Genomic DNA, 26,074 nt, shown 5'->3' on the forward strand with positions numbered 1-26,074 from the left:
CCGATCAATCAGTCGCGGTTGAAGGCCCAGCGACCCCAGTGGCCCCAGTGGCCCCAATGATCCCAGTCGTGCCAGTGGTGATGGTCGTGAGCCAGCTTTCGCGCCAGCTCCTTGTTCTTCTCCACCAGCAACTTGGGCGCATCGTACGGACGGACGAAGATCGGGTTCGCATAGAACCAGACGTTCGACCAAGCCTGCACGTCGTTGGTCACCTTCTTCACGCCGCCGACCGTGCCGAGGTGCGACGGACATGCCGGATCCGTGCAACTGACGGTGGCGTTGTTGGCGTCGAGCAGCGGATTGCCGGCGCTATCGGACACGTTCGGCGTGGCCGGCGGAATGTTGGTGCCGCGGGCGCGGATGTAGAACGGTGTCTGGCCGGCGATGAAGGTGGTCGTGAAGCTGAGGCGGGTCGAACCGTCGCGCAGCTTGCGGCTCCGCATCTTGGTCGCCTGGATCTGCTTCGCGATCTTGGCCGACGGGTTGTAGACGATGGCCGCACCATCGACACCCTTGGCATTGGCCACCGCATAGCCCGGGGCGCCCGGCGCGATCGGACCGGTGATGTCGCCGGTAATCAGATCGACGTGGTCGAGATAGGGCTTGTTCAACGGCTGCTTGATGCCGACCGGCAGCAGCAGCGGATTGTTGAAGCTGTATGGGCTGTTGTTGGAGGCCGGAACGGTCATCTCCATCTCGAGCGTGACCTTCTCGCCGGGACGCACGACCAGCGTCTCGCCCATGGTCTTCCAGTCGTCGTCCCACTCACCCTTCGCACGGAACTCCATGTCGGAGTCGATGATGTGGGCGTTGACCGAATAAGAGTTGCCCGAACGCATGCCGTCGATGATGGACTGCTGGGAGAAACGCCGCTCGTTCGGCACGTAGAGCCTGGTGTACTCGCCGGGGATGAAGTCCGCTGTCGTGCCGGGATCGCGCGCGCCATAGACGCCGCGGCTGTGCCAGTCCGAGCTCTGGAACAGGAAGAAGTTGCGGCCTTCGCCGAGCAGACCATCCCACAGCCCGCCGACCTTGGCGGTGTAGACGCCCTGCATGCCGTAGGTGCCGCCCCCGACTGCGCCTGAGCCATAGGAGCCCGAGCCGCCGTTCACGCCGCCCTCGGCCATGTGACCCGGGGCTTCGATGCCGAACGCGACCGTCGGGCCGGCATTGTTGAAGTCACGGAAGTGCTCGATGTTGTAGCCGGCCGAGCCGTTCGGGTTGAACGGTCCCTGCCGCTCGGTATGGGTCGGCACCACATAGGATTGCAGCGGGTGGTTCGCCTGCAGCCAGGCGATGCCGGCAACGGCCTTCTGGTGGCCGGCCGTGCCGGAATTGTTGACATTGTCCTTGCCGGCCCAGACCGGGTTGTTGCTGGCATCGACCGGACCGATCGCGTCGGTGTCCCCGCGGTCGAAGCGATATTCGAACTCGGCCATCTTGTCGGCATTGCCGTAGCCGCGCGGGTTCTGGCCGGCGATCACGGCGACGTCGCCATGCTCGTGGCCGGGCAGGATCCACTCCAGGCCCTCGACCAGCACCTTGTTGTAGGTCGCGGTGCGATTGACGATGGTCGGGTACTCGATCTCCTTGATCGACTGCCAGCGCCACATCTTGGCGTTGGTGCCGGTGCCGTTCGGCGTGCCCTTCAGGCTGGTGATCGTGATGCCGTCGATGGTCTTGCCGAGCGTCTGGCTCCAATACGTCGTCGTGTTGTCGCCGGGGATGTTGGCGCTCGCATCGCTGAAGCGGCAATCACGATTGCCCGAACCGCCGTGGTTGCCGAGCGTGAACCAGTCGAGATCGAAATTGGTGCCGCCAGCAGCCGCGGTGCCCTTGCCGACCGAGCGGTCGATCGCATAGCCGGCTGCGACCGAACCGTCGGTGCAGGTGTTGTGGTTGTGCATGTCGCCGGCGACATACGGATTGTTCTTGCTCGCTTCCCCCCAACGCTCCCCAGCGTCGGCGCTCTGCGACAGAGCCAGCGAGACCGAGGCCGCTGTCAGCAGGATTTTCTTGGCAGATGGAACCATTATCGTCGCCCCTAAAGAATTCGATCGATCTCCAAACCGAGATGACAACGCGACCGATGCGCCGTTGTCATTCGCGGCGCGAACAAACCAAAACTCGGAGACAGTTTGTTGAAGGATTTATTTTTGCCGGTGCCTTCCCCACGAACATCGCGGTCCGCAGTCGTTGCGAAATTTTTGTGACACTGACGTTTGCCCGGTGACAACGGCAAGTGTGCCGTTGCATATACGCGCCGCGCAACGAGCGCGGTCCGAGTTGTAAAGAACGTATGTCAGCCCCTGCCATGTCGAATGCGGCGCAGACCTTCGAGAGCGCCTCTGCACGCTCCAATCAGCAAGATGGCAACAGCTCTTCCCCTGCGCGATCATCATCCGTGACCGCCCTGCGCGGGCTCAGCAGGGAGCCACTCCTGCACTTCCTTGTTCTCGGTAGCCTGATCTTTGCGGCCGATGCCATCATCCACCCACCGGCGAAGGACGAGAAGGTCATCACCGTGACCAAGGCAATGCGCCAGTCCTTCATCGACACGTTCGACGAGGACAAGCAGCGGACCCCGAGCGAGGCCGAGCTGCAGAAGATGGTCGAGGCCTGGGTCGCCAGCGAAATCCTCTATCGCGAAGGCAAGACGCTCGGCGTCGACCGCGGCGACGAGATGATCCGCGACCGTGTCGCGTTCAAGCTGCAATATCTGATCTTCGATCAGGTGCGCGTGCCCCAGCCGAGCGAGGAGCAGTTGCGCGCCTGGTTCGCCGACAATCATGCCCGGTTCGACGAGCCCGAGCGTGTCAGCTTCCTCATGACGCCCCCCAGCGACGAAGCGACGGCGCGGCGCTACCTGGACGACATTCGCGAGCAGCGCGAATCCGAGGAGCTGCACGATCAGACGCGCGCGGTTCTCGACCGACCGGTACCGAGCCTGGCCGCCGGCTTCGGCGACGGCTTCAGCGACGGCCTGCTCAAGGCGCCCCTCCAGGAATGGACCTTGCTGCAGTCGAAGGACGGGTGGCACGTGGTTCGTCTCGACGCCCGGACGCCGGGCGCTCCGGCGAAACTCGAGGACATTCGCGCCGAGGCGGCCAAGATCTGGCACACCGAAGAGACGCGGAAGCGGGCCTGGGAGGCGGTGAGCCGGCTCAAGGCCAACTACACGATCAGGTACGAGCCGTGACCGGCGCGCGCGTCCTGCTCGCCATCGTGCTCGCGCTCGCGGCGCTGCTGCCTGGGCGGCCGGCGGCTGCGCATCAGGCGACGATTGCCGTGCTCGAGTTTCGCGAGATGCGCTCCGGCGTCTATATCGGGCGATGGACGACCTTGCCGAAGGATGGCGTCAACCGCATCGATCTCAAGATGCCCCCGCATTGCTACCTTCGCCTGCCGGAGCTCAATTGCGGCGACAAGGGCCTCGTCGGACAGATGACGATCGCCAATCTCGGCGAGGACATGTCGGCAGCCATCATCCGTGTGACGTCCCTGGCTGGAGAGACGCGCAGCTACACGATCTCGGCGGCCAATCCGGTCGTGACGGTGCTCGGCACCGACGCGCCGACGCTCGAGACCTGGCTCGAGCTTGCGAAGACCTATGTCAATCTCGGCATCGACCACATCCTGCTCGGCGCCGATCACCTGCTGTTCGTGCTCGGGCTGATCTGGATCGTCCAGGGCGGCTGGCGCCTGCTCAAGACGATCACGGCCTTCACGATCGGCCACAGCGCCTCGCTCGCCGCAACGGCGTTCGGATGGATCGGCGTTGCCGAGGGCCCGCTCAATGCCTGCATCGCGCTCAGCATCGTGTTCGTCGGCGTCGAGATCGTCAAACAGCAGCGCGGCGAGACCGGGCTGACCGCCCGCTATCCATGGGCCGTCGCCTTCAGCTTCGGTCTCGTGCACGGCATCGGCTTCGCCAGCGCGCTGGCCGGGCTCGGGCTCGAGCGGCGGATCCTGCCTGCGGCGCTGCTCTTCTTTAATGTCGGCGTCGAGATCGGACAGATCCTGTTCGTGCTGCTGGTGCTGGCGCTGATCTGGGCGCATCGCCGCCTCGGCGCGGCGCTGCCGCGATGGGGCGCCGAGCTGCCGGCCTATGCGATCGGCTCAGTGTCGATGTTCTGGTTCCTGGGCCGTCTGGTGCGGGTTCTGGCGGCCGCATGATGACGAATGGGACGAACATGATCGCGCGCAAACTCCTGCACACCATGTTGGGTGCGGCGCTGCTCTCGCTGCTGTCGGCGGATCCGAGCCTTGCCCACGAGCAGACGGGCGTCGGCGGCGGGCTGGCCAGCGGCCTGCTGCATCCCTTGACGGGGCTGGATCACCTGGTCGCGATGGTTGCAGTCGGCATCTGGGGCGCGCAGCTCGGCGGCGCTGCGATCTGGATCCTGCCGGTCGTCTTCCCGCTGGTGATGGCGTTCGGTGCCGTCCTGGGAATCCTCAAGATCGGGCTGCCCGTCCCGGAGCTCATCATCGCGCTCTCGGCGCTGGTCCTTGGGCTTGCGGTCGCGCTGCGCATCCGTGTCCCGTTCGCGATTGCGGCCGTCATCGTTGCGATCTTCGCCATCTTTCATGGCCACGCGCATGGCGTCGAGCTTCCGACGGCGGCGAATCCGCTGGCCTATGGCTGCGGCTTCGTGGTCGCGACCGGCCTGCTCCACGCCTGCGGCATCACCATCGGCGCGCTCGCGCGCTGGCCGGGCGGAGAGCGGATCATCCAGGGCGTCGGGGCAGCCATCGCCGCGCTCGGCGGCTACTTCCTGGTCTCCAGCCTGGGAGTCGCGGCATGAGCGCGTTCCGCCGGACTGCGCTGCTCGCATCGGTGCTGCTGCTGACACAAGCGCAGATCGCCGATGCCCACATCGTATCGGCCCGGCTCGGCGACTTCTACGCCGGTGCCCTGCATCCGCTGCTCACCCTGCAGGACGTCGTGGTCTGGGTCGCGCTCGCGTTGTTGGCCGGCTCGCTCGGTGCTGCGAGTGGACGATGGCTGGTCGTGGTGTTTCCGGTCGGCCTGTGCGCGGGGCTTGCGCTCGCCGCCGGCTCGGGCGTGACGGCAGTGTCCCCCTTCGTCGATGCCGCGACCATTCTCATTCTCGGGCTGCTGCTGGCGACGGCCTTGCGCATTCCTGTGGTACTACTGAGCGTGGTTGCATTCGTGCTCGGTGTGATGCGCGGTGCCGCCAATGCCGGCGAGCTCGGGCCGCAGACCGACCGCCTCCTCTACGCCGCCGGGCTCGCCGGTGCGGGCTACGCCACCATCACCCTCGTGATGGCGCTCGCGCTCAGCTTCAGGCGTCCCGACACCGAGCCGCTGTCGAGCTGGCGCGGGATCGCGGTGCGCGCGGTTGGTGGCTGGGTCGCCGCGATCGGCATGATGATGGCGGGACTATCGCTCGCAGCCTGAGCAGGCCTATGCTCGGGCGATCCGACACCGCTGGTCCCCACATCGCGTGACGAACGCCATCAACATTCTCTCCATCCTCGTGCTGCTCCTGACCTGCGCCGGCCTGATCTGGACGGATCTGCGCAGCGGCCTGCTGCCGGACTGGATGAATGCGCTGGTCGCCGCCAGCGGCCTTCTAAGAACCGCGACGCTCGTCGATCTGCCCGAGGCGCTCTGGAATGTCGCCGGAGCCGTTGCCGTCGGTGTGGCGCTGCTGCTGCTGCGCCACCTCTACGCGGTGACCCGTGGCCGCCAGGGACTGGGCCTCGGCGACGTCAAGTTTCTCATGGCGGCAACGTTCTGGGGCGGCCTGCCGAGTCTGCCGATCCTGCTGCTCATTGCCACGACGACGGCACTCGCCGCGGCGCTCGCGCTCTCCGTCACGGGCCGCCGGCTGACAGCTCAGACGGCGCTACCGTTCGGCCCGTTCCTCGTCCTCGGCCTGCTCGCCGTGCTCGCCCTGCAGGCCACCGGGAGCGAATTGCTCGTGACCTTTTGATTGCGGTGAGCCGGTGAACTCAGCGCGCCCGCCGCGCCATCCGCTCGCGTCCGCCCGGCGGCGCAGGCGGGGTCATCGGTCCCGCCTGCACGTCGCTACTGGCGGCTGTGCCGAGCTGCGGCATCTGCAGGGTCACGGTCTCCGGTGCCTTCAGCAGCGAGGCCTCGCGCGGTCGCAGTGACTGCAGCACCCATCCCTCATGCGAGGCGCCGACCCGCAAGCGCAGCGATGCCTGCGACGAGGCATCGATGAAGATGCCGAAGCTCTCCTCATCCCCGATGACCGTGCCCACGAGTTGCAGGTTTGGTCGTTCCGGCTCTCTCGGCGGCGGAGGCGGCGGCGCGCGCATCACCATGACGGGTGCGGCAACCAGCGGCGGCCGGCGCGAGGCCGAGAAGATCGGACGGTCGCGCGTCGCCGAGAGAGCGCTGATGGGAACCTCCCACAGCGGATTGGCGCTCGTGCCAGCCGGGACTTGCACGCTGGCAGCAGCGGCCGGCCGGTTGGAATCGAATGGCGCGGCCTGGACGGGCGAAGCAGGTTCGAGACCATCCGCCGTCTCGCCGCACGCCCGGCCGAGCGAAGCTGTAAGAATGCACACGGTAGCAACGGTGACGAGACCTGAGCGGACGAACGATCGCATCACATCTTTCCTTGCCATTGGCCCGACACGGTGACCAGCACCGTCAGCCGCCCCACACCGCCGGCAGCAGCCGCCAGCGGCTGCTGCACGTGCAGTTGATCGACGAAGAGAAACGGCAGTCCGGCTTCGAGGTCATAGAGCAGCTGCTGCAGCGCCGGCTGTTCGAGCTCGCAGCTGGCGACGACGCTGATCAGGTTGGTGGTGGCGCGCGCCGCCGGCAGCTCGACCTGGGTCGACAGCACGCTGCCGCCGACCTTGCTGATCGCCTCCGTGAGGCGCTGCACCAGCGCCGCGCCCGCGATGGTGACCGTTCGTCCTTCGACGAACATCGATCCGCCCGGAGCCGTCGCGCTGCCCGCGGCCGAACTGCCGCCCGGCCGTTTGCGTCCGGAAAACTGCGCCAGCTGCGCGTTGGTGTCGTTGAGCTGGCCGCGCTTGGCGACGAGATCGACGACCGCTCCAGCACCAAGCCAGAGCAGCGCGACGATGGTCACCGCATAGAGAATCGCAGAAGCGGCCGGTGAGTTCACGAAGATTCGGCGCAGCGATGTCGACCAGTTCATGCCCGGTCTCCGAAATAGGCGTTGATGCGCGCCTCGATATGGAAGCGCTCGCCCGCTTCCCCGGCGGCGCGCGTCGTCGGCGCGTAGAAGGTGGCGCGGCCGAACTGCGGCGATTGCTCGATCAGCCCAATCAGCGCGGGCGCATCCTGGGTCAGGCCGGAGATCTGCAGCCGATCATTCTCGATATGCATCTCGACGACATACGTCCCGTCGGGCAGAATTTTCGACAGCGTATCGAGCACGATGACGCTGGCGGGGCTGGTCTGCTTGCGCTTGGCGAGCAGCCCGTCGGCAGCGGTGGCGCCCATCGCGGGCCGCAAGGCGGCGCGAAGCCGCGCGACCTGCGCCTGGGCGTCATCGAGCTCACCATCCACATATCCGCCGATCAATGTCGTCGTGATCAGCAGCATCGCCGTGGTCGCAGCCACCGACAGCCAGCCGAGCTTGAGCACGCGCCCGAGATCGCAGCCGCCGACGAACGACGAGCGCAGCGACGTCTTGAAGATCTGGATGGGGGCGGCATCGGGTGAGCCTGAGCCGACGTCGGTCGTGATGACGAGCTTGGCGGCGCCAACCTGATCGGCCAAGGCGAGCAAGGGCTGGACCAGAGCCCGCGGCGTCGCCGCGAGCGTCAGTGCGATCCGGTCGTTGGCAGTGCGCGGGGCGCTGTAACCGTAGAGGACCTGTTCGAGATTCCACGGCGTCAGCCTGCCGATCTGGGTCCGGATCATGCCGTCGAGAAACGGCTCGGCCTGCTTCGGATAGTCGAGGGGGCGGATCAGGACGCTCTCGGCGGCAAGATGAATCTCCAGCGCGGCGCCGCGCAGCGTTCGCAGCCACTCCGGCGAGAGCCCGACATGCGCTGCGCCCGCGGCCGGATTCACCCTTGCGGGCGCCAGCGTCGGTTTCGCCTTCGACGCGGCCTGCACCGTCATGACGACGGTTTCTGGCTGATCGTAGCGGATCAGGACCCGCGGACGTCTGAGCTGCCGATCGGCCACGGCTTCGATCGCTGTCGCGACGCTCGCCGTCCACACCGTCAGTCCGCGCTCGATCGCTTCGGTCAGCTTCATGGCATTCTCCGCGCCTGAAGCGCTCCCCTCGGTTGCGGCCCGTCGTCCTGCCGCGCCAGCAGCCGATAAGGCTCCTCGCCTTCACCGGGAACGATCACCGCCGTCGCCGCATGACGAAGCCCGCCCGCCGGACCGACGACGATGCGCAGCCGATAGGCCTTGCTCTTGCCCTTGGCCGCATCCTTCGCGGCGGGGCCCAGCGTCTTGGCCAGCGTATCGGCATCCTGTGACAGCGACGCCCGCGCGTTGAGGAAATCCTTCAAGATCAGTGGCGTCATTCCCGGCAACGCGGCAACGACTTCCGGCGCCGCGATCGTCGGATCGATGCCGGGAGAGCCGTTGAAGACGGTCACCAACGGAAGCACCCGATCGACCAGCGATGCGGGAATGCCGAGGACGAGCGACAGCTCGCCGACATACGCGAACGGCGCCAGGCGCGGCACCCGTTTGAGACCGGCCGCCGCATAGCGCGCCTCCTCCGCCCGGGCCTTGGCTGGATCGGATGGCTTGGAGCGCCACGCAACCACCCGCTCGGCATGATCCTTGGCAGCGTCCCGGTCGACGCCCAACGTGACGAAGAGATTTTCGAGCATGTCCTCCAACGCGGTGTTGAGATCGATCCGCGCCGCTTCGTTGACGAACGAGACCGCAATGTCGTTGCCTGCAAGCGCCAGCCGGAAACCGCCCTGTCTCGGCCGCTCCTCGTCCTTGGACAGCAGCAGACGATAGGCCGAGAGTTCGATGGCCGCCGAGATCAGCGCATCGGCCTCGACCGCATCGTCCTCGAGCCGCAGCAATCGCGCCGAGCTTCCCAGTTGCTGCGAGACGACCACGACGAGGGCGGCCAGCGCCGCAAGCATCCAAAGCGCCGCAATGAGGATGAAGCCATCCTGCGCGCCGCGCCCGTCGGCAGAACCTCTGGTGACGGAAGGGGCCGGCATCAATCGATCGGCTCGCTCTTGTTTGGTTGCAGCGGCTCGGCCGCGGCCGGCTGGTTCGCGGTGCCGCCCGCTCCCGTATCGGCAAAGCCGCCGCCCGGCGCATCGACCTGAATACGGACAGCGCTGACGAGAACCGCGGCGCCGCCGCGGCTGTCGTCGTACACCGTCATGCGAACGGCGGACGGCAGCCTGGTCGCATCGCGCCATTCCGTCGTCCACGCCATCGTCCTGTCAGCATAGGCGAACGACATGCGGAACGGCGCAGACAACAGCACCACGGGATCGCCGAAACGGAAATGCTCGGTCACTGGCTGACCGACCGACACAGGCTCGAACGCGGCACGCGATCGCCGCAGAGCGCGCTCGCCCCTGCTCCCTTCCTCGCCGATGCGCACGATATCGAGGCCATGTCCCGCATTCGGACCAAACTCGGCGCGCACGAACACCGCCGAGACCTCGTTGCCCACGAACAGCGGTCCCTTCTGCTCGCGATTGGCCGAAACAAACTGCGCGGCGGCGAAATCATCGCCGACCCGCCGCAGCGCAGCGGCCACCATCTCCGCGCGCTGCACGCGATCCAGGCCACGCTTCCACGCCGGCAGCCATTGCGACGTCACTGCGGCCAGCGCCGATAAGACGATGCCGGCAATCGCGAGCGCGCCGAGCGCCTCGATCAGCGCGAAGCCCTGCTGTTGCGGCCGATCGGATCGGACGATCATCAGCGCGCTCCTCGCGCGAGGCGGACCGTCTGCACATCGGCCATGGCGCCCGAGCCGGTCTTGACGCGCAAGGTCACCGCCTCCGGAATCCACCCGGTCTGTCCGGCCGGTTCATTCCAATCACCGCCGAGCGGCCTGATCTGCAGCACCACCGCACCGGAGCCGGAGCGCTGATCGGTGCTGCCCGGCTGCAGCCGGCCGCGATCGGCCAGCAATGTGGCCAGCGCCAGCCTCATGTCGGTGACGAGGGTGACATGCTGCTCGAGCTTGCGAACACTGGCCGCGTTGCGTGACACCACGGCGCCGATGGCGATGATCGACACGCTGACGATGGCGAGGGCGACGAGCACCTCGATCAGCGTGAAGCCGGCTTCGCTGCGATCAGCGGTCTCAACCATTGGCGAGCGCGCGCGAGACAATGTCGATTCTCCCCGTCAGCCAGTTCACCCTGATCTCCAGGCTCAGATCGGCGCGCGACAATGTGATCGCTCCTCCGCAGGACAGTCCGTCAGGAAAGAAGCTGATCGTCGCCAGCACCGGCCGATGCTGGCAGCTGCGCGGCAACGTTGCCAGAAACGCGACATCGTCGGGCAGCTTCAGCGCAGCCGCGCCGCTGCCGGAGCGGATCAGGCGGCGCGACGTGTCGATCTCGGTGTCGACGCGCGTGCCGGTCCGCATCGACGAGGCACGATCCGACTTCAGGAGCGTCGCGGCCTGCAGCGCATAGGCCTGCAGCCGCGGCCGCGACGTCTGCCGCGGCAGGTAAGGCAGCGCGACGGACGCCAGCAGCGCGACGATCGCGAGCACGCAGACCATCTCGAGCAGCGTAAAGCCGCGCTGGCCGTCGTCACTCACTGCGCGCGCTCGTCTGCGTTCCCAGGACGATGTCCGCCGCCGTCCCGCTGCCGCCCTCCTGGCCATCGGCGCCGTAGGACAGGATGTCATACGGGCCGTGATCGCCCGGTGCGCGGTAGACGTAGGCCGTGTTCCACGGATCTTTCGGGACGGCCCCGCCTCTGAGATAAGGACCGTTCCAGGTGCTCAGTCCGGCCGGCCGTTGCGCCAACGCACCGAGGCCTTCCGAGGTCGAGGGGTAGCGGCCGGCATCGAGATAGAACAGGTCGAGCGCCGCCGAAAAGCTCTGCAACTGGATCCGCGCTGCCTTGGTCTTGGATTCGCTGAGATAGTTCAGAACGCGCGGACCGATCAGCCCCATGATCAGCCCGATGATCGTGATCACGACCAGCATCTCGACCAGCGTGAAGCCGCGCTCGTGTTCGCGCCCGGCCCTCGTGGCCGGCTCGATCTGCGTATCCGATCTCATGTCGTTCTCCTTGATGTCGGTCAGCCGACCAGTTGCGTCACCGAAAGCAGGGCCGTCATGATCGAGACGATCAGGCCACCGACGACCACGCTGATGAGCAGAATGGCGGCGGGACCGACGATGCCGACGACACGGTCGAGTCCCCGTTGCAGCTTGGCTTCGTAGAACTCTGCGATCCGGGTCGACAGCGTCGGCAGTTGGCCGGTCTCCTCGCCGAGCCGCAGCATGCGCAGCGCCATCGGCGGCAGCGTGTTGTCGGCCGACAGCGCCTGGGACAGCTTGCCACCGTGACGGACGCGATCCGCCGCCGCCGACCATGGCGCGCGCGACGACGTCACCGCCATCACGTCAACGAGGATGCGCAGTGCCGCGCTCAGATTGACGCCGCAGCCGAGCAGCAGGCCGAGATTGCGACAGAACAGGCTGGTCCGATAGAACAGCAAGAGGCTGCCGATGCCGGGCGTCACCGCCAGCATGCTGGTCAGGCCGGCGCGAACCGCGGGCTGACGCAACAGCCACCAGCCTGCCGCAAGCAGCGCCGCACAGCCGAGCGTGATCGCAGCTGCATTGGCGCGCAGCAGATCCGACATCGTCATGAAGAAGCCGAGCGCGGTATCGGCACGGCCACCGAAGTCGCGCAGCACGGCGGAGAAGTTCGGCAGCACGGCCACGAGGAAGAACAGCATCACGCCGATCGCCGCGAGGAAGACGAAGGCCGGATATTGCATCGCGTCGGTCAATTTGCGGCGCGTCGCCTCCGAACGCTCGCGTTCGCCGGCCAGCGCAGTCAGCACATGATCGAGCGTTCCCGACGCCTCGCCGACGCGCATCAGCGCGACATACATCGGCGAGAACAGCTGCGGCTGGGCAGCCGCCGCGTCGGCGAAGCTTTCACCGGCCATGATCGCCGCGCGCAGCCGCGCCACCACGGGACGCAGGCGGCCGATGTCGGAATCGCTCGACAGCAGATCGAGCGCGTCGTCGAGTCGCGCGCCGGCCTTGAGCAGCAGGGCCAGGTCGCGCGTGAACGTGGTCACTTCAGCCGCGGACGGAGCGCCGAACGAGAGCCCGGACGCACCGCCCGTCCGCTCCTTCGTCTCCTCGACGGTTTCGATCGGCAGCAGCTGCAGATAGGAGATGCGCCGCTCGACCTCGCCGCGCGACGGCGCGTCGAGAGATCCGACGACGATTTCACCGGACTGCGTCAGGGCGCGATAGCGGTAGCTCGGCACGATCCACCTCACCGCGCCACGAGGACACGAAGCAACTCGGAGGCCGAGGTGACGCCGGCGCGGCACTTGGCGACACCGTCGTCGAGCATCGTCGTCATGCCTTCCCGGATCGCCAGCCGATCGATCGCGAGGCCGTCGGCACTATCAGCGATCAGCTCACGCAGGCTGCTGGTCAGCTCGAGCAGCTCGAACACGCCGACACGGCCGCGATAGCCGCTCTGACCGCATCGCTCGCATCCCGTCGGATGCCAGGTGATGTCGCCGGGCACGAGGCCGAGATGACCGAGGCGCGGATCCTGGCGGCACGTCTCCTCATCAAGCGGCTGCGGCGTCTTGCAGTGATCACAGAGCTGGCGCACCAGCCGCTGCGCGATCACCGCGCGCAGGGTCGAGCGCAACAAGAAGCCTTCGACGCCAAGGTCGAGCAGGCGCGGCACCGCCGCCGCGGCGGTTTCCGTGTGCAGCGTCGTCAGCACCAGATGGCCGGTCAGCGCGGCATGGACGGCGACATGTGCCGTCTCGCTGTCTCGGACCTCGCCGACCATGATGACGTCGGGATCCTGACGCACGAAGGAGCGCAGCGCGCTCGCGAATGTCAGCCCGATCGCCGGCTTGATCTGCGACTGATTGATGCCGGGGATCTCATATTCCACCGGATCCTCGACGGTGAGGATCTTGCGCTCCGGCGTGTTGAGCATCGACAGGATCGTCGCCAGGGTCGTGGTCTTGCCGCTGCCGGTCGGCCCCGTGATCACGATCATGCCGTGCGGCAGCGTGATCAGGCGCCGGAGCGCGGTGTCATCGCGCGTGGAGAGGCCGAGACGGCTCGCCACGAGCTGCGAGCGATCCTTCGGCAGGATGCGCAGCACCGCCGATTCCCCGTGCTGGGTTGGCATGATCGCAACACGGACGTCGATCTCGGCTCGGCCGGCGCGAATGCGCGCGGCCCCGTCCTGCGGCAGACGCCGCTCGGCAATGTTGAGACCGGCGACGATCTTGATGCGCGAGATCACCGCCTGCGGCAGCACGCCCGCAGGCGCCGCGATCGGACGCAACAGGCCGTCGACCCGCAGCCTGACCACGAGACCGGTCGAGAACGGCTCGATGTGGATGTCGCTGGCGCGCATCTCGACGGCCTTCTCGATCAGGTCGTTGACCGCGCGGACGACCGGCGCGCCGCTCGCGAGATCGCGCAGGCTTTCGATGTCGTCGTCGCGGAGCTCCTGCGCCGGCGAGATCTCGGCCTCGTCGGAATCGCCAAGTCGTTGGTCGAGGACGACGGCGATATCGTCATGCGAGGCGACCTTGAAAAGAGTCTGCGGGCCGAGCACCAGCTCGGCGGCCCGGCGCACGGCCTGATCGGTCGGGTCGGCCATCGCGAACACGGCGGCGCCGTCAGAGTCTTTGTATGGATAGCCGAGCACTTCGCGCAGGAAGCGATCGGAGAACTCACTCACCGCGGGCAGTGCCGCCATCAGCTCGCGCAGCGCGACGCGCTCCAGTCCGGTGAAGCCGGCAACCTCCTCCGCGAAAACGTCGGCGGTCAAGCCGAACCTGTCCCAGAGCGCGATCTGCGTTTCGCCCGCGGCTCCGCCTTCGCCCGCCGCCAGGGGATGGCGCTCGCGAAGATAGGCATGGAATTGGGTCGACAGTGTACCGCTCATGGCGTGATCCGGGTGGCGCCCGTGCCGGCTCTACGTCTCGGCACGGCGCAACTGGCGACCGACGTTATCGATCGCGAACATGACGGCTGTACGAATGTGGACGGCGCGGACATTTCCGACACACATGTCGCGCAAAGGCGGGCGGCATCAGGCAAAGATACATAAGTGTCACATTGGACCGCTATGCAGGCTGCGCGGTCGAACGAGGCGCGATCCTGGTTCGGCCGGTCAACACGAGTAGATCGGTAAGTCCATGTTTCGTATCGGCAATCGAAGCCAGTCCGCTGCGGTTGTCAGACATGCCTGGTTGCTGACCATCGCGGTGCTGCTCGCGTCCTGCAACATGGCAACGCTCAATTCCCAGGCCAGCGCGCCGGCCGATGTCGACGTCATCGACAAGGTGCGCTCGCTCGATATCCTGCCGCGCGACAATGCACCGGTCGCATCGATCCAGGGACGCCCCGAGGTCGAGCGGGCGAGCGCGCGGACCTATCAGGGGACCACGGTTCAGGAGGTCGCCGAGGTCAGGCCGCTTCCGGCGGCCGATGGCAAGGGCTATGACCTCAATTTCGAGAACACGCCGATCGCAGTGGTCGCGAAGGTCGTGATCGGCGACATCCTCGGCGCGGGCTACTCGATCGATCCCCGCGTGCAGGGCAGCGTCAGCCTGGTGTCGGCGCGGCCGGTGCCGAAATCCGACATCCTGTTCGTGCTGGAGAGCGCGCTGCGCCTGTCGGGCGTCGTGCTGGTCCGCGAAGGCGGCGGCTACAAGCTGACTCCGCTCGGCGACGCCATCGGCGCCGGACGCGTCGACGGCGAGGCCGGCCGCGCCGAGCCCGGCTACGGCGTCTCCGTCGTGCCGCTGCAATATGTCGGCGCGCAGACGATCCTCAAGCTGATGGACAGCTTCGCGACCCGGGCCGGCAGCGTGCGCGCCGACACCACCCGAAACCTGCTGCTGATCCAGGGCACAGGAGCCGAGCGACGCTCCGCGATCGAAACAGTGATGAGCTTCGACGTCGACTGGATGCGCGGCCAGTCGGTCGGCATCTTCCCGGTCAGCAATTCGGCGCCGGAGCCGTTGATGGCGGAGCTGGAGAAGATCATGGATTCCGGCGAGAACGGGCTGAGCCAGAGCCTGGTCAAGCTACAGGTCGTCAATCGCCTGAACGCGATCATGGTCGTAACGCGCAAGCCGGCGCTGCTGCAGAGCGCGGCGACCTGGATCCGCCGGCTCGACCAGGCCGACTCCGGGCGCACCAGCGTCCACGTCTACCGCGTCCGCTACGGCGACGCGCGCCAGCTCGCCAAGGTGCTCACCGACATGTTCGGCGGCGCCGGCTCGTCCTCCACCGACGGCGCCGACGGCCAGACCGCGCCGGGGTCCGACGGCACGACGACGTCGGTCGCCGATCGGCTCTCCTTCAACACCAATGCAGCGGGATCATCGAGTTCGAGCGCCAATCCGGCGAGCCGGTCCCAAGGCGGTGGTCTCTCGAGCATGTCATCTTCGAGCACGTCGTCCTCCAGCAGTACGCCGTCCTCGACCGGGCTGGAGCCACGCAGCAGTGGTGCCGGCGGAGGCCAGGCCATCATGCCGAATGTCCGGATCACCCCGGACACGGTGAACAACTCGCTGCTCATCTATGCCGACCGCGAGAACTACCGCATCATCTCCAGCACGCTGCAGCAGCTCGACCAGCCGGTGCTGCAGGTCGGGATCGACGCCACGATTGCCGAAGTGACGCTCACCAACGAGCTGTCCTACGGCGTGCAGGCCTATCTTTCGAGCAAGGTGCTCGGCCTCGGGACCGACAAAGGATCGATCACCAATACGCAAACCACGTCGGTGGCCACGGCCACGACATCCGCGGCGACGACGGCCTTGATCAACCGCGCTCTGCCCGGCTTCAACTTCCTGATCGGACACGAAGCCTCGCCCAACATGATCCTCGACGCACTCCATACTGTCACCAGCGTCAAGGTGCTCTCCAATCCCTCGCTGGTCGTGATCAACAACCAGACCGCCACCCTGCAGGTCGGCGACGTCGTGCCGGTATCGACCGGCAGCGCGACCGTACTGTCGTCGAGCAACACGGTGGTCAACACCATCGACTATCGCAACACCGGCATCATCCTGCGCGTCGTGCCGCGGATCGCCGCCAACGGCAATGTGCGGCTCGAGGTCGAGCAGGAGATCAGCAACGTCGCGGCCCAGACCGCCGCGAGTCTCACGCCGACGGTGTCGCAACGCAAGGTCAAGAGCGCCATCTCCGTCGCCAACGGCCAGACCGTGCTGCTGGCGGGCCTGATCAGCGAGCAGCAGACCGGCAATCGCAACGGCATTCCGGGCTTCGACGAGATTCCAGTTCTTGGCGACGCGTTCTCGCATCAGGGCAAGAAGGGCACGCGCACCGAGCTCATCATCTTCATCCGGCCGCAGATCATTCGCGACGGCAGCGATGCGCATCAGGTCGCAGAAGAACTCCGTTCCAAGCTCCGCGGATCAGTCGGAGCGAGCATCACGGATGATTTGCGTGTCCGCACCACCCGTTGACCCCAGCCAAGTGATCCGGCCGACGATGGGGCGCCTCGCCATCGCCTGCTCCGCAGCCATCCTGCTGCTGGGAGCACTGGCCTCGCCCGTTCGCGCCGATTCGGTCGGCACCGCACGCATCGCCTATGCGCGCGGCGACTTCGTCCGCGCCGTGCGCGTGCTGACCCCGCCTGCCCTGCGCGGCGATCCACGCGCTCAGGCGATGCTCGGCTTCATGTATGAAAACGGCTTTGGAACCCCGCAGGCCTACGAGGTCGCCAGCGATCTCTATTGCCAGGCCGCCGCAGCCGGCAATCCGTTCGGCCAAGCGATGCTCGGCCTGATGTACGACAAGGGTCATGGCGTTCCACAGGACGTCGTGCTCGCCTACAAATGGCTGAACCTTGCTGCCGGACATGCCAAGTCGACCCAGCGCAGCTACTTCCTGCGGCTTCGCAACGCCGTGGCCTCGAAGATGTCGGCCAGCCAGATCGCCCAAGGCCAGGCCCTCGCGCTGGACTGGATCCCGGGCCAGCTCTGACCGGCATCGCCGATCGGCGATCTTCTTCAGAGTTCAGAGCGAGCCGGCTTCCTGCGGCGATGAGCGAAGGCCCGCCGGCATGTGATGCCGGGCCTGCACGATGCTGCGCCGTGCGTCTCCTGCATCTGCGCAAATGCGCGTCTCGCGCGCATTTCACAAAACCGAAGCAAGACCGACACCACGTTGCAATTTGTTGCCGCGATAAATTGCCGCAGGCGAGCAGCCATTCGTAAGCGCGCGCCACCACCCCACTCCGTCCGGAGATGTCATGACCAGAACAGTCACGCGGTCCAAGGCGCTCGCCCTTGCGACCACCGCCGTCTTCACCGCGACCAGCGTCGCACCAGCCTTCGCCGGCGCGGCGACCAGCACCCCGATCGAGCACGTCATCATCATCGTCGGTGAGAACCACACCTTCGACAATCTGTTCGGCACCTACAAGCCGAAGGCTGGTCAGGCCATCGACAATCTGCTCAGCAAGGGCATCGTCAACGAGGACGGCACGCCGGGGCGGCATTTCAAGAAGGCGGAACAGCGGATCGGTCGCGACGAGGCTCGCTACAGTGCCGAGACCGCGTCCACTGGCGCCTACGCAACGCTGCCGCAGCCCTACACCACATATGGAATCGGCCTGCCGCAGAACGTCCTCGACACCCGCTTCCCGGCCAATCTTCCCAATGGCCCGTATCAGATTTCGAAATACGTCTCCTACGCCGCCTATACCGGCGATCCGGTGCACCGCTTCTTCCAGATGTGGCAGGACATCGACGGCGGCAAGCACGACAAGTTCGTGTGGGTCGAGCAGACCATCGGCACCGGCTCGAACGGACAGCCCTATCCGGCCGGCGGGTTCAACCCGATGGAAGGCGCCATCTCGATGGGCTTCTACAACATGAACCCGTTCACCGATGCCGCCGGCAAGGCCCAGCCCGGTGACGCGCCGTTCTTCAAGCAGCTCGCCGACGAATATGCGATCAGCGACAATTATCATCAGGCCATCATGGGCGGCACCGGCGCCAACTTCCAGGCCCTCGTGACCGGCCACGCCGCGTTTTTCACCAACCCCGAGACGCTGAACGGCGCCCCGGCCGTGCCCTATGCCAACCAGATCGAAAATCCGGATCCGGTTGCCAGCACCAACAACTACTACAAGCAGGACGGCTACAGCGGCGGCTCCTACGTCAACTGCTCCGATCCGTCAGCGCCCGGCGTCGCCGCCATCAACGAGCAGCTGTTCAAGAACGGCGTCACCAGCAACAATTGCGCGTCGAACCATTATTATCTCGTCAACAATTACAGCATGTTCTGGAACCAGACCAGCGCGAAGCCGAATGCGCTCGGCTCCGACAAGTTCGTGCTGCCGCCGCAGAGTGCGCCGACCATCGCTGACGTGATGACGGCAAAGGGCGTGTCCTGGAAGTACTACAGCGCCGATCGCGGCGACGACGCCACCACCTTCGCCAAGAGCGTCGACGGCGTGCCGCTGCTGTTCCACTCCTATTGCGGCATCTGCGACCCGCTCACCGGCTTCAACAAGATCATGAAGACTCCGACGGAGGAAGCCAAGCTGCAGAACTACGGCGCCTTCGTGAAGGACGTGCAGAACAACACGCTGCCCGCCGTGTCGTTCGTGCGTCCGTTCGAGGCGCTCGCAGGGCATCCCGCCGATTCGACCACCGACCTCTACGAAAAATTCCTCGAGGCCCTGATCAATCGCGTCAAGGCCAACCCGCAGCTCTGGGCCAAGACCGCGATCTTCATCACGACGGACGAGGGCGGCGGCTACTATGACTCCGGCTATGTCCAGCCGGTGGACTTCCTCGGCGACGGCACCCGCATTCCCTTCATCCTGGTCTCGCCGCTGGCCAAGAAGGGTCATGTCGACCACACCTATTACGATCACGTCTCGCTGCTGAAATTCATCGAGCGCAACTGGCGGCTGCCCACGATCTCCGCCGTCAGCCGCGACCGGCTGCCCAACCCGATTCATGATCGGGACGACAACCGCTACGTGCCGAAGAACCGTCCGGCGATCGGCGACCTGATGAACCTGTTCGCCTTCGGCGATAACGATGGCGATCACGATCACGACGGCGGCTGGCATCATCACGACCACGGTGAGCACGGACACGGCGACGACCGCTGATCGACGGGAGTCTGCCGCTGTCAAGAACAGCCCGCCGCACACGTTGCGGCGGGCCTTCTGTGCATTGTCCGCGGCGGACGACATTGATGGTGCACCGAATTGCAACATCGTGACGCCGTCAGCGGATTGTCAGCCGATCGTCACGCCCCCGTTATCGACCCTCCGCATCGTCCCGCCGCCGCTTGAATGAAGCGGCGCGATGCAACCGAGGTCTTGGGGGATCTTGTAGAATGTCACTTCGATCATCATTCAAATCTGCCTTTCACGAACTGCTCACATTGTCTGTCACGATGTTGTTGCTCGCGTTCGCCGCTGCCGCGCCAAGCCTCGCGCACGATCACGGCTTCGACGACGATGACGACAGCTACGCCATCGGTCTGTGGGGCGACCTACCCTATTCCACGCTGCAGGCCACCGTCGGCGTCCCGAACCTGATCGCGGACATGAACGCCCACCGGTTGAAATTCACCGCGCATGACGGCGACCTGAAGCAGGGCTCCAATTCCGCCTGCGACGCCGGCCTCTATGCCCAGGCGCTCGCCTTCTTCAACAGCCTCGAGGCGCCGGCCATGTTCACGCCCGGGGACAACGACTGGGTCGATTGCGATCGCCCCTCGAATGGCGGCTTCAACTCGCGCGACCGGCTCGACTACGAGCGCAAGGTGTTCTTCTCGACGCCGTTCTCGCTCGGCCAACGCAAGCTGCGCCAGGAGGTGCAGACCGATCCGCTGTGTCTCAGCGCCAACGGCACCAAGGTCGGCTGCGTCGAGAATCGCCGCTGGACCGTTGGCCGCGTGACCTATGCGACGCTGAACATCCAGGGCTCCTGCAACAATCTCTGCGACACCAATCCAGATCCGGACGAATACAACGCGCGCAATGCAGCCGTGATTCTCTGGATGCAGCAGACCTTCGCAGAGGCCAGGAAGCGCCATTCCGCTGCGGTGATGTTCATCACCCAGGGCAACCCGGGCTGGGACCAGGCCGATCCCACGCGCGCGCCGCTCCGCGATCCCAAGACGCTCGCCGAGACGGACGGGCAGCCGGACGGCTTCATCAGCTTTCTGACCGCGTTGCGCACCGAAGTCGAGGCGTTCCGCAAGCCGGTCGCCTACGTCCACGGCGATTCCCATTACTTCCGGATCGACCAGCCGTTCCTCAACAGTGCCGGCCAGCGGCTGGAGAACTTCGTTCGTGTCGAAACGTTCGGCGACAATCAGGGCAACGGCAACAACGACGTGCGCTGGGTCAAGGTGACCGTCGATCCGCGCAGCCGCGACGTGTTTTCCTTCCAGCCCGTCACGGTGCCGGCGAACCGCACCGCCGTGCCGGCGCCGGCCCGCAACTGAGCCTCATCATGATCGGGTCGTCCAGCCTGGCTGGGCGACCCTCGTCCTTCGCCAAGCAGCTCTGAAGTTGGACTCAACCGAGCGACCGCAGCCAGGCCAGCCGCGCGATCGCCTGCGACGCCAGCCGCTGCATCAGATCGAGCCGGTCCGGTTCGGTCGCTCGCTCCGCATGCTCCAGATACGCGTCCGCGAGCGCCTCCGCCAGCAAGGCTGCATCGGCTTGCGCGAGCGCCGCCGGCAGGCGCAGCAGGTCCGCAACCTCCGATGCCATTGCCGCGGCTTCATACGCAAGCTCGCGCACGCGATCCGCCGGGCGACCAGCGGCGCGCGCAGCCATCGCGCCGAGCAGTTCCGCGAGGCGGCGTTCCAGCCGGCCGGCGTCGATCGTGCCCGTGTCCGACGCCACCGTCGCCGCGCGCCTGGCGTCGGCCTCAAGATGATAGGCACGGCGCCGCTCCTTGCGCAGCGTCGCGACGTGACCGAGTTCCTCTCGCGCCATGGCCTCGGACGCCTTCTTGACCTCGGGATCATCGGCAAATGCCGCGACATAGGACCAGAACGCGAAGCCCCGCTCCTCGTTGCGCACCGCCATCGACAGCGCGCGGTACGGCGTCATCAGCCGTGAGTCCTGGATTTCGCGCGCCGCGCCGGGCTCAAAGGTCTCCGGCGGCTGCCAGCGCACCAGCGACGCATCGGGGGCACGCCCCGTTCGCGCTTGCGACCATTGCGCGACACTGTCGACATGCTCGCGCTCGGCCGCGGCCAACCTCGCGAAGACGTCGGCCAGATCGAGCCGGCCTTGACGCTGCATCTCTCCGGACAGCTCGTCGTAGCGATCGGCCGCCTCCTGCTCCATCGCATTGGCGAGCGCGAACAGCTCGTCAATCGAATGCAGGTTCCCGGCCGGTTCCGACTTGAGCGAAAGCGTGCGTGACAACAACATATGATAGTCTGCCTGATTGTCCTGGCCTGTTTGATCCAGCGCAACGTCCGTCGGATTGCGACCCACTAGACAACCGGCACGATAAGGAGTCAATTTAGCCCGACTCTATTTGCTCCGGGATTGTCAATGGCGACGATCCTTTCCTTCCCCGAAACAGTCCTGACTGGAATACGGCCCTTCGTGGGCCGGCCGTTCCGCTTGAGGTGATCATGGTTGCGAGTGATGTCGCCACCAAACGGTGGCGCATGCCTGCTATCTTGGTAGCAATCCTCATCGGGCTCTGCACGATCGCGGCCCCGCGCGCAGCACATGCTGCCGGCGATCTCGCAACCTACCTCTCGAAGATCACGCCGGGTGAGCTCTTCCCCGATGCGGATCGTTTCGGCGTGCCGCAAGGCGAGCCGCCGATCATGCCGGTGTATCGCGGCGATCAGCTCAAGGGTTACGTCTATCTCAACTCCGATTTCGCCAATTCCGTCGGCTATTCGGGCAAGCCGATCCACATCCTCGTCGGCATCGATCCCAAGGGCGTCATCACCGGGCTGAAGCTGGTCGATCACAAGGAGCCGATCGTGCTGATCGGCATTCCCGAGCCACGCATCGTTGCCGCACTCAATGGCCTGCTCGGCAAGGACATGACGCCGATCTCGCACGGCGCAGAACATGCGCCGCAGGCCGACATCGTCTCGGGTGCCACGGTCACCGTGCTGGTGATGCACGACAGCATCGTGCGCGCCGCCACGCGCCTGATCCGCAGCGGCCGCATTGGTGCCGGCGCTGCGGCGAGCGCCGCCGCAGCACAGCCGGGCGTGACCAGGACGGTCGATCCCGACAAGAGCGAGATCCGTGACTGGGGCAGCCTGCTCGGCGACGGCTCGGTGCGGCGCCTGCATCTCAGCATCGGCGACGTCAACGACGCATTCGCCAAGTCGGGCAATGCGGCGGCCGCGCAAAATCCCGAGCCCGGCGATGCCGGCGACACCTTCATCGATCTCTATGTGGCCATGGCCAGCGTGCCCACCATCGGCCGCAGCCTGCTCGGCGACGAGGGCTATCAGCGACTCAAGCAGCGATTGCAGCCCGGACAGCAGGCAATCGTCGTCGCCGGCGACGGCGTCTACTCGTTCAAGGGCTCCGCTTATGTCCGAGGCGGCATCTTCGACCGTATCGAGGTGCTGCAGGAGGGCGGAAGCACACGGTTCCGCGACAAGAACCACATGCGACTCGGTGCGCTGGCCGCCGCCGGCGCGCCCGCCCTGCGCGAGATCGGACTGTTCGTCACGCCGCCCGAATTCACGCTCGACCCGACCGAGCCATGGCAGCTCCAGCTCCTGGTGCAACGAAGCACCGGCAGCCACGACAAGGCGTTCCTGACTTTCGATGTCGACTACGCCGTTCCAGACGTTTATCTGAAGCACGAGACGCGCGCCGCTGCGACGCCGGCGACGGCCGCACAGCCCGCCCCGTCCACCGCGCAACCAGTCACCGACGACACCGAAGAGCCGTTATGGATGCGCATCTGGCGCTCGCAGACGGTCTCCATCGGCATCACCGCGCTCGCGCTGGCCGTGCTCACCGGGATCTTCTTCTTCCAGAACGTTCTGGTGCGCCGTCCCCGGCTCTACACGTGGGTCCGCCGCGCCTATCTCCTGTTCGTGCTGGTCTGGCTCGGCTGGTACGCCAACGCCCAGCTCTCTGTCGTCAACGTCGTCACCTTCATCAACGCGCTGCTGACCGGCTTCCATTGGGAGTTCTTCCTCGCAGCGCCCTTGATCTTCATCCTGTGGGCGGCAACGGCGGCTGGACTGCTGTTCTGGGGCCGCGGGCCGTTCTGCGGCTGGCTCTGTCCGTTCGGCGCGCTGCAGGAGCTGACCAACACAGTGGCAAAATGGCTCAAGGTGCCGCAGATCACGGTGCCCTGGGGGCTGCACGAGCGGCTGTGGCCGATCAAATACATCATCTTCCTCGGTCTGTTTGGGCTGTCGCTGTATTCGGTCGCGCTCGCCGAGCAGGTCGCGGAGGTCGAGCCGTTCAAGACTGCGATCATCCTGAAATTCTCGCGCAGCTGGCCGTTCGTGCTGTATGCCGCGGCCCTGCTCGGCATCGGCCTGTTCATCGAACGCTTCTTCTGCCGCTATCTCTGCCCGCTGGGCGCCGCGCTCGCGATTCCCGGTCGCATCCGCACCTTCGAATGGCTGCGCCGCTGGAAGGAGTGCGGCTCGCCCTGCCAGCGCTGCGCCAAGGAATGCCCGGTGCAGTCGATCCATCCCGAGGGACACATCAACGTCAATGAGTGCATCTACTGCATGCATTGCCAGGAGCTCTACTACGACGACCAGCGCTGTCCGCACATGATCCAAGTCCGGCTCAAGCGCGAGAAGTTCGAGGCGATGTCATCGCCGTCGATGCGCGCCGCCAAATCCGGTCCGAAGACCGTGATCACCCACGCCGGCCGGCCGACGACGGCGCCGGCCCAATCCAACGATCTCACCCATCCATCATAAGGAGACGACGATGGCGCACGACGACGACCAGACGAAACTCAGCCGCCGGCAGATCGTCGGCACCGCCGCACTGGGCGCGGCCGGCGTGGCCGGCAGCATCGGCCTCGGCAAGAGCATCGAGACGACACCGGCCGCGGCGCAGGCGCGAGCTGGACAGAGCGGGGGCAAGGCCGAGGTCGCGCCGGGTCAGCTCGACGAATACTACGTCTTCTTCTCCAGCGGTCAGACCGGCGAGCTTCGCATCGTCGGCATGCCGTCGATGCGCGAGCTGATGCGTATCCCCGTCTTCAACCGGTGCAGCGCCACCGGCTGGGGCCAGACCAACGAGAGCCGCAAGATCATGACCGAGGGGCTGCTGCCCGAGACGCGCGAGCGGCTCAAGGATCGGCTCGGCATCTGGATGAACGGCGACTGCCACCATCCACACATGTCGTTCACCAACGGCACCTATGACGGACGCTACGTCTTCATCAACGACAAGGCCAATACCCGCCTAGCCCGCATTCGCACCGACGTCATGAAGTGCGACAAGATCATCGAGCTGCCGAACCAGTACACGATCCACGGCATGCGTCCGCAGAAATTCCCGCGCACCGGCTACCTGTTCTGCAACGGCGAATATGAGGTGCCACTGCCGAACGACGGCAAGGTGCTCGACGACAAGTCGAAATACTGGTCGATGTTCTCGGCCGTCGACGGCGACACCATGACGGTTGCCTGGCAGGTGATCGTCGACGGCAATCTCGACAACACCGATTGCGACTACCAGGGCAAATATGCCTTCGCGACCTGCTACAATTCCGAGAAGGGCGTGACGCTCGCCGAGATGACCGCGAGCGAGCAGGACTGGGTGACGATCTTCAACATCAAGCGCATCGAGGAGGCCGTCAAGAAGGGAGACTTCAAGGAGATGAACGGCGTTCCCGTCATCGATGGCCGCAAGGGATCACCCTACACCCGCTACGTTCCGGTCTCGAACAGCCCGCACGGCCTCAACACGGCCCCCGACGGCATCCATGTCATCGCCAACGGCAAGCTGGCGCCGACGGTCACGGTGATCGACGTCCGCCTGATCGACAACCTGTTCGACGACAAGATCAAGCCGCGCGATGTCGTCGTGGCCGAGCCGGAGCTCGGCCTCGGGCCGCTGCACACCGCCTTCGACGGCCGGGGCAATGCCTACACCACGCTGTTCCTCGACAGCCAGGTCTGTAAATGGAGCCTCGATCTCGCCAAGCGCGCCTTCAAGGGCGAGAAGGTCAACCCGATCATCCAGAAGCTCGACGTCCACTATCAGCCGGGCCACAACCACGCCTCGATGGGCGAGACCAAGGAAGCCGACGGCAAATGGCTGCTGTCGCTGAACAAGTTCTCCAAGGACCGTTTCCTGAATGTCGGCCCGCTCAAGCCGGAGAACGACCAGCTGATCGACATCTCCGGCGACAAGATGGAGCTGGTGCACGACGGCCCGAGCTTCGCCGAGCCGCACGACGCCGTGATCGTGCATCGCTCCAAGCTCGAGGGGCGCGTGACCTCGATCTGGAAGCGCGACGACCCGTTCTTCGCCGACGCCCGCAAGCAGGCCGCGGCCGACGGCGTCACACTGGAGAGCGACGCCAAGGTGATCCGCGACGGCAACAAGGTGCGCGTCTACATGTGGTCCAGCGCGCCTGCCTACGCGCTCGAGAAGTTCGAGGTCAAGCAGGGCGACGAGGTGACCGTCTATGTCACCAACATCGACGACGTCGAGGACCTGGTGCACGGCTTCTGCATCGTCAACTACGGCGTCAACATGGAGATCGATCCGCAGCAGACCTCGTCCGTGACGTTCATCGCGGACAAGCCCGGCGTGTACTGGTATTTCTGCACATGGTTCTGCCACGCCATGCACATGGAAATGCGCGGACGCATGCTGGTCTCGCCGCGGAACGCGTGA

At 65.9% G+C, this 26,074-nt stretch carries 23 protein-coding genes; 11 read left to right on the plus strand and 12 right to left on the minus strand.

Annotated features, from left to right (window positions below):
* Nucleotides 1–8: 8 nt before the first annotated feature.
* A complete protein-coding gene (locus tag QX126_RS12240; RefSeq protein WP_315781139.1) occupies nucleotides 9–2,033 on the minus strand; it encodes a hypothetical protein in 2,025 nt (674 codons plus the stop codon).
* 281 nt (nucleotides 2,034–2,314) lie between these two features.
* Between QX126_RS12240 and QX126_RS12245 the strand changes: the two genes are divergently transcribed.
* From QX126_RS12245 to QX126_RS12265, 5 genes are read left to right on the plus strand one after another with little or no spacing between them, the layout of a single operon-like run.
* Entirely contained in the window at nucleotides 2,315–3,199 is an 885-nt protein-coding gene (locus QX126_RS12245; RefSeq protein WP_315781267.1) for a peptidylprolyl isomerase, read from the plus strand.
* Nucleotides 3,196–4,176 (plus strand): HupE/UreJ family protein, encoded by a 981-nt coding sequence (locus QX126_RS12250; RefSeq protein ID WP_315781140.1) that lies wholly within the window; start codon nucleotides 3,196–3,198, stop codon nucleotides 4,174–4,176. The genes QX126_RS12245 and QX126_RS12250 overlap by 4 nt, the downstream gene beginning before the upstream one ends.
* A 17-nt stretch (nucleotides 4,177–4,193) precedes the next feature.
* Entirely contained in the window at nucleotides 4,194–4,805 is a 612-nt protein-coding gene (locus QX126_RS12255) for a HupE/UreJ family protein (protein WP_315781142.1), read from the plus strand.
* Nucleotides 4,802–5,422, plus strand: a complete 621-nt coding sequence (locus QX126_RS12260; RefSeq protein WP_315781144.1) for a HupE/UreJ family protein — start codon at nucleotides 4,802–4,804, stop codon at nucleotides 5,420–5,422. Before QX126_RS12255 ends, QX126_RS12260 begins: the two co-directional genes overlap by 4 nt.
* Nucleotides 5,423–5,468: 46 nt before the next feature.
* Complete coding sequence (locus tag QX126_RS12265) at nucleotides 5,469–5,960, plus strand: prepilin peptidase (RefSeq protein WP_315781146.1); 492 nt, start codon at nucleotides 5,469–5,471, stop codon at nucleotides 5,958–5,960.
* 19 nt (nucleotides 5,961–5,979) lie between these two features.
* Here the strand turns inward: QX126_RS12265 and QX126_RS12270 are convergent, their stop codons facing one another.
* From QX126_RS12270 to QX126_RS12315, 10 genes are read right to left on the minus strand one after another with little or no spacing between them, the layout of a single operon-like run.
* Complete coding sequence (locus tag QX126_RS12270; RefSeq protein WP_315781148.1) at nucleotides 5,980–6,603, minus strand: hypothetical protein; 624 nt, start codon at nucleotides 6,601–6,603, stop codon at nucleotides 5,980–5,982.
* The gene (gspM, locus tag QX126_RS12275; protein WP_315781150.1) at nucleotides 6,603–7,166 is read right to left on the minus strand and encodes a type II secretion system protein GspM; all 564 of its coding nucleotides are present in this window, start codon (nucleotides 7,164–7,166) and stop codon (nucleotides 6,603–6,605) included. The genes QX126_RS12270 and gspM overlap by 1 nt, the downstream gene beginning before the upstream one ends.
* Nucleotides 7,163–8,239 (minus strand): PilN domain-containing protein, encoded by a 1,077-nt coding sequence (locus QX126_RS12280; protein ID WP_315781152.1) that lies wholly within the window; start codon nucleotides 8,237–8,239, stop codon nucleotides 7,163–7,165. Before QX126_RS12280 ends, gspM begins: the two co-directional genes overlap by 4 nt.
* Nucleotides 8,236–9,180: a type II secretion system protein GspK gene (locus tag QX126_RS12285; protein WP_315781154.1), complete on the minus strand. Its 945-nt coding sequence runs from the start codon at nucleotides 9,178–9,180 to the stop codon at nucleotides 8,236–8,238. The genes QX126_RS12280 and QX126_RS12285 overlap by 4 nt, the downstream gene beginning before the upstream one ends.
* Nucleotides 9,180–9,899, minus strand: a complete 720-nt coding sequence (locus QX126_RS12290) for a type II secretion system protein (RefSeq protein WP_315781156.1) — start codon at nucleotides 9,897–9,899, stop codon at nucleotides 9,180–9,182. The genes QX126_RS12285 and QX126_RS12290 overlap by 1 nt, the downstream gene beginning before the upstream one ends.
* Nucleotides 9,899–10,297, minus strand: coding sequence for a type II secretion system protein (locus QX126_RS12295; RefSeq protein WP_315776952.1), 399 nt, complete (start codon nucleotides 10,295–10,297; stop codon nucleotides 9,899–9,901). The genes QX126_RS12290 and QX126_RS12295 overlap by 1 nt, the downstream gene beginning before the upstream one ends.
* Nucleotides 10,290–10,754, minus strand: coding sequence for a prepilin-type N-terminal cleavage/methylation domain-containing protein (locus QX126_RS12300; protein WP_315717469.1), 465 nt, complete (start codon nucleotides 10,752–10,754; stop codon nucleotides 10,290–10,292). Before QX126_RS12300 ends, QX126_RS12295 begins: the two co-directional genes overlap by 8 nt.
* Nucleotides 10,747–11,223 (minus strand): type II secretion system major pseudopilin GspG, encoded by a 477-nt coding sequence (gene gspG / locus QX126_RS12305; protein ID WP_315781158.1) that lies wholly within the window; start codon nucleotides 11,221–11,223, stop codon nucleotides 10,747–10,749. Before gspG ends, QX126_RS12300 begins: the two co-directional genes overlap by 8 nt.
* Nucleotides 11,224–11,243: 20 nt before the next feature.
* Nucleotides 11,244–12,455 (minus strand): type II secretion system F family protein, encoded by a 1,212-nt coding sequence (locus QX126_RS12310; protein ID WP_315781160.1) that lies wholly within the window; start codon nucleotides 12,453–12,455, stop codon nucleotides 11,244–11,246.
* 8 nt (nucleotides 12,456–12,463) lie between these two features.
* A complete protein-coding gene (locus tag QX126_RS12315; protein WP_315776955.1) occupies nucleotides 12,464–14,119 on the minus strand; it encodes a GspE/PulE family protein in 1,656 nt (551 codons plus the stop codon).
* A 253-nt stretch (nucleotides 14,120–14,372) separates the two neighbouring features.
* On the opposite strand from QX126_RS12315, the gene gspD reads away from it, so the two are divergent.
* The 4 genes from gspD to QX126_RS12335 all read left to right on the plus strand — a co-directional run bounded on the left by gspD (nucleotide 14,373) and on the right by QX126_RS12335 (nucleotide 20,691).
* Nucleotides 14,373–16,676, plus strand: coding sequence for a type II secretion system secretin GspD (gspD, locus tag QX126_RS12320; RefSeq protein WP_315739559.1), 2,304 nt, complete (start codon nucleotides 14,373–14,375; stop codon nucleotides 16,674–16,676).
* Nucleotides 16,648–17,196, plus strand: a complete 549-nt coding sequence (locus tag QX126_RS12325; protein ID WP_315781162.1) for a tetratricopeptide repeat protein — start codon at nucleotides 16,648–16,650, stop codon at nucleotides 17,194–17,196. The genes gspD and QX126_RS12325 overlap by 29 nt, the downstream gene beginning before the upstream one ends.
* Before the next feature lie 268 nt (nucleotides 17,197–17,464).
* Nucleotides 17,465–19,342: an alkaline phosphatase family protein gene (locus tag QX126_RS12330; protein WP_315781164.1), complete on the plus strand. Its 1,878-nt coding sequence runs from the start codon at nucleotides 17,465–17,467 to the stop codon at nucleotides 19,340–19,342.
* 230 nt (nucleotides 19,343–19,572) lie between these two features.
* Nucleotides 19,573–20,691 (plus strand): hypothetical protein, encoded by a 1,119-nt coding sequence (locus QX126_RS12335; RefSeq protein ID WP_315781165.1) that lies wholly within the window; start codon nucleotides 19,573–19,575, stop codon nucleotides 20,689–20,691.
* A 73-nt stretch (nucleotides 20,692–20,764) separates the two neighbouring features.
* Here QX126_RS12335 and QX126_RS12340 read toward each other — a convergent pair whose 3' ends face one another.
* A complete protein-coding gene (locus tag QX126_RS12340) occupies nucleotides 20,765–21,634 on the minus strand; it encodes a ferritin family protein (RefSeq protein WP_315781166.1) in 870 nt (289 codons plus the stop codon).
* A gap of 209 nt (nucleotides 21,635–21,843) precedes the next feature.
* On the opposite strand from QX126_RS12340, the gene QX126_RS12345 reads away from it, so the two are divergent.
* Both QX126_RS12345 and nosZ read left to right on the plus strand, forming a co-directional pair.
* A complete protein-coding gene (locus tag QX126_RS12345; RefSeq protein WP_409999096.1) occupies nucleotides 21,844–24,138 on the plus strand; it encodes a 4Fe-4S binding protein in 2,295 nt (764 codons plus the stop codon).
* A 10-nt stretch (nucleotides 24,139–24,148) separates the two neighbouring features.
* A complete protein-coding gene (gene nosZ, locus QX126_RS12350; protein ID WP_315781169.1) occupies nucleotides 24,149–26,074 on the plus strand; it encodes a TAT-dependent nitrous-oxide reductase in 1,926 nt (641 codons plus the stop codon).

It is taken from the genome of Bradyrhizobium sp. SZCCHNPS1003 (assembly GCF_032381555.1).
Classification (GTDB): Bacteria; Pseudomonadota; Alphaproteobacteria; order Rhizobiales; family Xanthobacteraceae; genus Bradyrhizobium.